The sequence below is a fragment of the Undibacterium sp. GrIS 1.2 genome, assembly GCF_040544435.1.
In the GTDB taxonomy this organism is placed as follows: domain Bacteria; phylum Pseudomonadota; class Gammaproteobacteria; order Burkholderiales; family Burkholderiaceae_D; genus Undibacterium.
In genome coordinates this window covers 1-9,281 of the sequence record NZ_JBEONP010000086.1, presented here as the reverse complement: position 1 = coordinate 9,281, position 9,281 = coordinate 1, and the positions used below count along the sequence as shown (strand labels likewise).

At 38.9% G+C, this 9,281-nt stretch carries 4 protein-coding genes; 3 read left to right on the top strand and 1 reads right to left on the bottom strand.

Going from position 1 to position 9,281, the window contains the following annotated elements; translation table 11 throughout:
* Positions 1 to 1,919 precede the first annotated feature (1,919 nt).
* The 3 genes from AAKU61_RS21150 to AAKU61_RS21140 all read left to right on the top strand — a co-directional run bounded on the left by AAKU61_RS21150 (position 1,920) and on the right by AAKU61_RS21140 (position 6,005).
* Positions 1,920 to 3,263, top strand: coding sequence for a RepB family plasmid replication initiator protein (locus AAKU61_RS21150; RefSeq protein WP_322121822.1), 1,344 nt, complete (start codon positions 1,920 to 1,922; stop codon positions 3,261 to 3,263).
* A 1,150-nt stretch (positions 3,264 to 4,413) separates the two neighbouring features.
* Complete coding sequence (locus AAKU61_RS21145; RefSeq protein ID WP_322121823.1) at positions 4,414 to 5,076, top strand: nucleotide-binding protein; 663 nt, start codon at positions 4,414 to 4,416, stop codon at positions 5,074 to 5,076.
* Positions 5,073 to 6,005: a ParB/RepB/Spo0J family partition protein gene (locus tag AAKU61_RS21140; protein WP_323492592.1), complete on the top strand. Its 933-nt coding sequence runs from the start codon at positions 5,073 to 5,075 to the stop codon at positions 6,003 to 6,005. Before AAKU61_RS21145 ends, AAKU61_RS21140 begins: the two co-directional genes overlap by 4 nt.
* Before the next feature lie 79 nt (positions 6,006 to 6,084).
* Here the strand turns inward: AAKU61_RS21140 and AAKU61_RS21135 are convergent, their stop codons facing one another.
* The gene (locus tag AAKU61_RS21135) at positions 6,085 to 8,181 is read right to left on the bottom strand and encodes a site-specific integrase (RefSeq protein WP_323492591.1); all 2,097 of its coding nucleotides are present in this window, start codon (positions 8,179 to 8,181) and stop codon (positions 6,085 to 6,087) included.
* Between the last annotated feature and the right edge of the window lie 1,100 nt (positions 8,182 to 9,281).

Here is a 9,281-nt window from a genome sequence, read left to right as displayed (position 1 = left end):
CAACAAATGTTTTTCCTATGCCTAGTCCACCAACAACTAAACTAGACCGCTTGTGCAAAACAGCACGACGAAGGGAAATTCTCTCGTCAGAAGGATTCATTTTAGATTCCATGGAAAAAAAGGAATCTAAATCCTTTAGGATTAGATCCCGGGGGTGAATAAAATTTCAGTTGAGACCTGAATTGAGCCTTTGCGGCTAACAAACGATGTCAGTTTCCTGACTTAGATAATGTATTTTCACATCCTTCCGATCCAATATTCTCTATATGCACCGTATTTTTAGAGTTCTTTCCAATATTTGAGGTGAGTAAAAAGCATAGGGCTTCGTAAAATTGATGGTTGATGAGTGCATTATTGAATATGAATTAGGTATTTATCGCCCTCACCCTATTTAAAATTCTCACCTCAAAAAATATTTCCCTTCTTTTTCCTAATTGCCTATGTAATTTTCTCCCCTTACTTAGATTTTATGATTCTATCGACAAGTTTTTTCAATAAGGTATGGATTTTTCTCACCATTCGTAAACGGCGGATCAACTTAGAAAGTCAGGTCGGATTGGAAGAAATTATTTTGAGATTTAGGAGCACTTCTTAAAGTAATTTATTAAGATGCTATGGATTTCTCTCACCTCACTAAATTTTCAACATGTTTTTTCAGATATACCTATGGAATTTTCTCACCTCAAAATTAACTGGAACAATAACTCTCTGTTAAATGTTAATGAGAAAGGAATACCGATTTAATCGCGATTGGCATATCACTATTTTTTTTTATTATATTTCTATAAGCCTATGGTTTTTTCTCACCTTAAATGAATGGACTTAAAGTAAATTCTTAAACACCTATTGAATTTCCTCACCTTAAATGGTTTTTGTACATTATTTATAATTTACCTATTGAATTTCCTCACCTCAAAATCAGGTTAAAAATTAAATGTCCCTTTTGATCATTAAACAGTAGGATTTCTATGTTATCCACAGGCCCTATTGAAATTTCTCACCTTTACTTTTACCCCTATGCTATCAACAACCCTTAGCTATTGTTTTTGCTCACCGTAACTATGCTATTCACAACCCTCCCCTATGTAATTTTCTCCTCGATCTATTTAAATTACTCACCAATGTCTCTTAAGAATCAATGCCAGCTTAGGTTTAGCGTGCTTAGATGTTTGTTAACGTTTTTAAATGTTTACTAAATTATTGTAAACAACCAGCAAGTTCGGATAAAAGCTCATAGAAACTGTACTGTTCATCACTAGTTCAAAAACCACCGTTTTTATCTATCTAATTTCGTGAGTAACAATACAAAATGCCTGTCGCACAAGATCATTAAAAAGCTTAGGGAGTGCAAACAAGATCATTGAGATAAACAAAGACAATACTGTCGGAAATTTCCTAGGCTATTTAAATCTCTCACCTTAAATAACATTCAGGTATCACGTGACGCTTAAAAGATTAAAACTTAAAAATTATCTTACGAAAGGATTTGCTATTCGGGGGTGATGGCCATGACTTCAAAACTCCTCTAGTTGAGTGTAGACAGAGCTTCTAAGCACTTTTATCCGTTGTCTTGAAACATCAACCGTCCAAATATTTAATGGCCGTAGCCGTCCTGTGGTCAGTTCTGATCCACTAGAACCGAAAGCAAATAGCGAATAACTGGGAAAAGAATTCCACACCAGGTAAATCTTGCTGGTTCAGTCAAGGACGAAAGATTTTTTCAAAGAAATCAAAACTCAATTTCTAAATATGGATGGCACAAGAAAATATATAAGGGCTTTTTCTGACAATGTCGTCACAAAAACCCTATTTAAATCTCTCACCACAACCAAGATTTTGCTATAAGAAAGTCATAGGTATACATTGCATGAAATTTTTAAAGGTGCGAAAATTGACAAAACCACTCACCTCAAAAAAATATGACGTCCAAACGTAAATTAACTGGCGACACACAAACGCTTGCGTTGTTTGAGAACCCTTTAGCTGAGATTTATAAAAAGCCAGTCCAAGTCTCGCAAATGTTTGTTCATAATGGTGTCATGACAGGGCAGCAGCTAAAAGCTTGGAACGGTTTATTGAAAAATGCGACTGAACAGAACGATATTCATATAAATTCAGGTGGTGATTCGTCTAGATCACCCTTAAAGGTTTTTAATATTCCACGAGTCAAGCTTATGGAATTGATGGGCTATAACAATACGAACAGAAAGCCCTTCAAAGACGCGCTAAAGGAAATGCAAAGACTGACGGCCGAATGGGACGTGTTGAAAAAAGATGGCCAGAATTTGTGGGCATCTTGTGTTCTTTTGCCCTTTGTTGCTATTGATAATGAATTTGTCAGTTATTCGTTTTATGAGCCAATACAGCCAATGTTGTTTAAGAGCACCCTATACTCCCATCTTAATTACGACATACAAAAAAAATTAAAATCCGACGCTGCGATCAAACTTTATGATTGGGTCAGCCGTTACAGAACAAATCCGAGTCAACTGACTAGCAAGGAAGATTGGGTTTTTTGGCGCATGGTCGTTCATGGCGAAGTTAAGGCAGATAGTTACTTGAATGAATACAAACTGTTTAAAAGAGATAAGTTACTCCCCGGGATTAAAGAAATTAATGAAATTTCTGACCTTCTAGTTGAATTATTGGAAGACAGAGAAGGTAGTAAGCGTGTCAAAAAACTGCAATTTAGAGTTAAGGAAAAACCTAAGTTTCCTGTTCAAAATGCATTACCAGTTAGTGAAGGAGCAGCATTTGATCTTAAAGGTGAACTAACAAAATTAGGTATCAGTAATCATTACTTTAATAAGCTAAAAAATTCGTTTGATGAAAATATTATAGTTGCAAACATTGATTACCTAAAGGCTAGGCTCTCAGAGACTTCCAAGGACACTATTAAAAATAAAGGTGCTTATCTAATTGCAGCATGCGAATCGAACTATGCAGGTAATTTGAATAAAGCGGCAAGCGTCCCCCCTAAACAGAGCGCAGAATCAAACGTTAAGTCGATCTTAAGCCACATTAACAAAAAACGTAACGATGATGCGCTACGGATGTTCGAGGAAATGAGTATCCAGGAACAAGACAGCTTGGTAGCTAAATATAATTCGCAAGATATTATTGAAGACGCACGGATCCCTATGGAGCAGAGCAAGAGGCTAAATCGCCACTTAATACCGTTCTACGCTTGGCTTGCATTGGATACGTGGGGCCAACCTACGCCAGAAGAAATAATTGAGTTCACATTGCAGCGCACGCTTTAAATAAAAGTTTGAGCCGGCTCAAACTTTTTCATTAAAATCATATTTCTATATTTATCAAATCGAAACTACTGACTTTGTTTGTCGAAATATTTATCTCACCTACTCTCCCTTATTGAAGACAAAGACTGCTATAAGCTACATTGCCTTATCATCATATATGGTGTGTTATACGGATACTTTCAATGAGCTACAGCATACCAATCAGCGCTTTCAGTCTGTTGATTGCCATTCGTGTATAAAAGTCTTTGATAGGAAGTCTTTACCCGATTCCAACAATTCTAACAAATGCCGCATCGCCATCATTAGATTGTGAGAATTTTTGTCTTCCCTTGGCTTGAATATATGGATAGCTTCAATTTGCAAAGATTATTTGAATGAGCTTCAATGGTTACATTTACATTCCACCTTAGGTAGAACTTTTGAGAGGTGATATTGAATACGGAAATATAAGAAATCTGACCTTTCCTGATCAAGCTCGAACAATACCCTCGTCAACCATACTCCAGTAAAAGACTTTGTTGTTATCTCCGCTGTGAAGATGACGAAAATGATGTACTACGGCTTATTTGTGTGAAGCCCGTAATCTCTAATCGGAATTGAGAAGATATCTTAATGATCGAAATAATAAAGGTCATTAATAACGACCGGCCATGACCAGGCAATGTCCAAATTGCATACTAATGCCTTAAACAGCGCCCAGAATAATGACCTCGTGTAACAGTAAAAGTACCGCGAATATAACGGGTATTTTTAGATTCAACTCAAGCTCGATCGTAAGCGGATAAAGAATTGCTATGATTTAACTAAACTTGAACCGGCTCAAACTACCTGTAGGGCGTAATTCTGGCCGATCAGCATGAAAACATCTACGGAGAAAATAAACACATTTGTTTTGGGGCAGGGTGGAGTAGGGGCTACTTGAACCGGCTCAAGTATTCATAAATGTTGGATGTTTGATCTTATTCGGTTATGGATTCTTTAAGCGCTTATTTTGTATCAGTTTGAGTCATATATGAGTTCAACTTACCTTGGGCTAGTTCAAGTAATTTGAAACATTAAGTATATATTTACGTTAATTAGTATTTGACATTACTTTATTTAATTTTATAAACTATAATATAAATACTTATCTAATTTATTGGGGGTTCGCATGATAGTAGTCGTTGGTGCCGAAAAAGGTGGAGTAGGTAAGACATTATTAGCAACAAACATAGCCGCTTGCGCAGTTTCAGATGGCTTTGACGTTTGCCTAATGGATACTGACCCACAAGGATCATCTTCAGCATGGGGAAGGATTAGAAGAGCGGATCCGAGTCTAAAACAATTTCCTATCATTGCAATTCCAGAGAATCCAACGAACGAAATCACATCAATGGCAGATAAGTACGATCTGATCGTGATTGACATCGGTGCACAAAATTATTTGACGATGTTAAACACGGCAGCTATCGCAGATTTAATTCTTGTTCCTTGTGGGTCTGATCAGTATGAAGGTGAATCTACAATGAGGGTGATGGAAATGCTTAAGGCAATGGACTACAAGCATAAAAAGAAAAAAGTTCCTGCCTTTATCGTTTTAAATCGTCTTTCGACAAATAGCAAATCAAAAGAACCAGAAGCGACGCGTGCTTTTTTCGAAGAAGACGGATATCCAGTATTTGAGTCAGAACTAAAAGATAGATCTTCTTGGAAAAATTCGAGGAGGGCAGGGATGGCAATGCATGAGATGACGGGTAAGTACGGCGATAAAAAGGCTACATTAGAAATTAAAAATTTGTACTCGGAAATAAAACGATTTGGAGAGAGCTTATGAAACCTTTTTCAAAGCCAACACGCGAGGAAATGAATAATTTGACGAAGGTTGTAGAGTCTCTGAATACCATTCCTTCAAAACTTGAACCGGCTCAAACCGTTGATAAGTATGTTTATCAAGTTGGTCAGTCCTACGATGTTCCTATTAACGAAATCAAGGTAAACCCTTTTAATGCAAGACGATTTGTCTCAGAATCTGGCTTAGATGAATTGGCAATTTCTATTGCCATCCGTCAAGACACTGCTGCGTTAGGGTATTTAGATGAGTCTAAAAAGGTTAATCTAATCGATGGGCATAGACGACTCAAAGCGAGCTTACTTTCAAATAAAGCAACGCTGCGTGTCGAGATTAGAAACCCACCAGAATCGGATAAAGAACTTTATCTACAATCGAGACGGGCGAATAAGGAACGTGAAGATCAAACACCATTGGACGATGCATCAGCTTGGAAATTATTGTTAGAGAAGGGTGTTTTTTCTAGCCAGAGGGAAATTTCAGAATCATTGAACATGGATGAAACTGTTTTTTCGAGAACATTAAGTTTGAGTGAATTGCCACTGGCCATTACACGAATATTAACTGATCGACCGAAACTTCATAACTTGCGAATGCTCGATGCTATCAGGAAGTTCTGTTCTGCTGCTGATGATGAGAAAACTGAACAATTGATCCTAGAGATCGATAGGAATGATCTAAGTTCTAGGGATGTCGACCTTCGCAGGGTCGCTTTGAGCAAAGGGAAGGGGACAAGAGTCAGGTCAGTTTCGATTCCTATGAAATACGACCATGGTGCCTCTACATTGAAAAAATTTGAGGATAAGGGCAAATTCGTTTTGGAGGTTACTGAAATCAAAGACAAAATTAAATTTGAGGCACTTACCTCGAAAATTAATGAGTTAGTCAAGGAAACACTCTCGAACAACTTATAGTCTTTTCCGCAATGATTAGGACTAAATCACTTAGTAATGTCCTGCTCTAACACCATAAAATAGAGCAGGGCATCCCAATTCATATATTTCGTTTTCTCGTTGAAACAGCCTTACCAAATTCTTCCATCACCTTTACTCGACGCTCCATTTCAGGAGTAATGTATATGCCGGTTGTGGCAATGGACTGATGTCCGAAATTCAACTTAACGATTTCAATTGGAACACCGCTTGCAATAGCATGTGTAGCGGATGTATGCCTGAGCCAGTGTGTACTAGCCATCGTCAGGTGTTTTGCACCTTCAGGTGATATTTTTGCAAATTCTTTTGCAACGCTTTTGAAAAATCTAACAAGTGATCGATAAATTTGACTCTTGGCCATTACCCCATTTGTTTTGCGCTTATCATCGATTGCGTTGAGTTTGTTGAGATGTGGTGAAGAGTCCATCAGGAAGTCAATTAATGGAACCTCTTCAGGCACCGCGTCAAGACCACCATATCCCCGATGAGCGAAGTACTGAATCAATTGATTCATGCAGACAGAAGGGAAGGGGACAGCACGCGGTCGCTTGCCTTTCCCAACTACATTTAGAATCCAACCTGACGAGTCATCTGTACTGCCTATCCGATATTCCAAATCCCCTTTGGAGGCGTTAGCCATCTCTGATAAGCGAATACCAGTCATATAGCCCAACACCAAAATAAACTTAAGTCTTTCCTTTGAGCTACTTGGTTCCATATGTTCGAGATACTGCAAAATAAAAGCCCACTGAGTTTGGGTAAGACTGTGATGCACTGCAATCTCAGGCTGTTGAGCCATTCGGGGTTTAATTCCGTCCCATGGATTCGAATCTAAATAATGTCGTTTAGTAAGCCAGGCACACATACTGGAACAAATAATTACCGCTAGACGTTGTGAGCTCAGCTTGAGGACACCATTGCGACTTGTGTGCTCAATTTGCCATTGTTTCCGCAACAAAGGTGGTATTTCTTTGGGCGGTTTTGGTGATTTCAATTCTTCAAACGGGCGCCAGTTCAAAGACCATCTTTCAGTGTTACGTTTGCCAAGCCAGCTTGATTCTGGAATTCTATATACCGTATTCCATGTCTCTGGATACATGCGTCCAAGATCCCAGAGGAAGTCGCGATAAGCAATACAGTCCTTTGTATCTAAGGAGGAAAGAGGTTTTCCAAGCTCAAGGATGGACCATAGTAAGAACCGTTCAACCTGGTTGCGATACGATAAATACGTATTGGAGTCTTTTTCAAAGGTACTTAGCCAAACCTGTATAGCCTCAAAATCATTCTCTGCGCCAGATTTATTTCTCTCGCCGCGGTTATGTCCGGTTGATCCATCGAGATCTTGCCTTGGCTTGAAATACTCGATGGGAACGATACCAAATATTTTTGGACGTTCCTTCTTCAACTCGACAATATTAAGCTCGCTTCGCTTAGTAAGGGAATAGCGCGAGAAAGAACAGGTGAGGGCGGCCTCATTGAGCGTAAGCCATTTGACGATAGATCGAGCTGTAATTTCGCCTAACCCTGGAACTGCGGAATACCAACGATAGCCATTGATATTAATGGCTTCGACAAGTTCTTCAAGAGTGTTAACGCCGGCTCGTATCAGTTTTTTGGCAACGTTTGCTTTTAACCAAGACGCCACGTTATCCATCCTATTTGGGTCGGTAACCGCCATATCGTGAAGCCAAAGCAAAGCATCTGACTGGCGTTGCCGAAGTCGGATGTTCCTTTGAGCCTTTGAATTTGTATCGGTATCTGAGTAGGCTTCTTGAAATAATTCGATTAAATCTGACTCCGAATACATTTCATAAGGATCTCTTTCTTCTCGAAATTGTTCTAACGTCGGTATTTTGGCCGCGACGGTGACTAGCTGCTCGGGATTAATCATAATGACGCGAGCCATTGATGATTTACCAAACCGTTTTGCCACCAATTTCAATTCTGCTCGAATCCAGTCGAGGGTCGATCGTGCAACTCGCAGATCGATACTGTGATCATCTTCTGAAAAATTTTCTAAGTATTGCTTCGCAATTTTTCCAAGATCAAGACCTTCTAAGTAGCCTTTCAAAAAAGCCAAGTGATGTCGTCCGACGCGTTCGAGTACAAGAGTTGCTTCTAGTCCTGGTTCTGTTTTTTTCTTGATTGGACGTGCCATACAGATTTTTCTCTCGTTAAGTCTTTGTTTTATTTGTTAATTATAATAACGACAACATTAAAAAAGTATACCGAAAACCACCCCTCGGACAACACTAGTCTGTATGTTACCTTAGTTAGTACATTAAAATAATGAGGTTAATTATAGTAGTAATTAACCCCACTTTGGTAAGCAGCCTCTCTTTTTTTCCTTATCGAGAGCGCTCCGAAGTAAATGTTAGGACATTTCCGGTAGTAAAACTGTGGACTTCCCCGCACTTTTGTAGACGTTTTTTAACTTGGCTATTTCTGCCAATCCCCCCGAAAAGGTAAAATGAAGAAATTACTCCTGAATTGACCGTTACTAGATGTCCGTAGAAAGATTTTTTTCTGGCGCTAAGTCAAACCATTTAACCAGCGGATTCGTCTCTAAATAATGAATCCAATGAACAAGTTGGCGATCGCTTGGGAGTATCCAGTCGCGTTGAGTTTTTACGCTATAGACAAGCCAAAGATTACTATTTTGATGCCCTCGACCCCGATATGCGTCGAACACACGTAAGCGTTGTAGAGACTTTGGCGAGCGGGTCTTTTTAGGCATAATGACCTCAAGGAGGGGAAGAGCCTATTTTTACTGCTAGAGCATGAGGAACCGAGTAGGTTATTCAATAATTACTTGCGCATTGGTGTGCAAATTAGTGCATTCCGCACTAATGTCAAGAGAATTACTTCCACTTAATGGTAAGTAATTTTTTAACCTAAGCTGGGATTCGATTTAATTAATTGCGCTAAGTATCTGAATTAAATGACTTTTTCTTATTTGCAAGTGTCATGTCATTTACTTCGGCGTGCTGCAACTCTTCCTGGTGTCGGTTATTTAGTTCTGATGTGGATAGCCTTGCTTGTTCGATTTCCTTTTGTAATTTGGACGACTGGACTCGCTCCCGGTCAATTTTCAATAAGGCACGCGTTTCCGATGTCCGGAATCGTTCCTCTGCTAATTGCAATCCATGATATTTAAATTAGCATGAGACCTTTGCATGACAGCCTTAATCAGAGCCGTTTCAGCAAAGGTTGAATTTTTAAAAAATAAAATGATGCTTTTTTAGTGATTTTGTCTTC

Coding starts and splice junctions, on each gene's coding strand:
- AAKU61_RS21150 (WP_322121822.1), top strand. CDS start 1,920: ATGACGTCCAAACGTAAATTAACTGGCGACACACAAACGCTTGCGTTG.
- AAKU61_RS21145 (WP_322121823.1), top strand. CDS start 4,414: ATGATAGTAGTCGTTGGTGCCGAAAAAGGTGGAGTAGGTAAGACATTA.
- AAKU61_RS21140 (WP_323492592.1), top strand. CDS start 5,073: ATGAAACCTTTTTCAAAGCCAACACGCGAGGAAATGAATAATTTGACG.
- AAKU61_RS21135 (WP_323492591.1), bottom strand. CDS start 8,181: ATGGCACGTCCAATCAAGAAAAAAACAGAACCAGGACTAGAAGCAACT.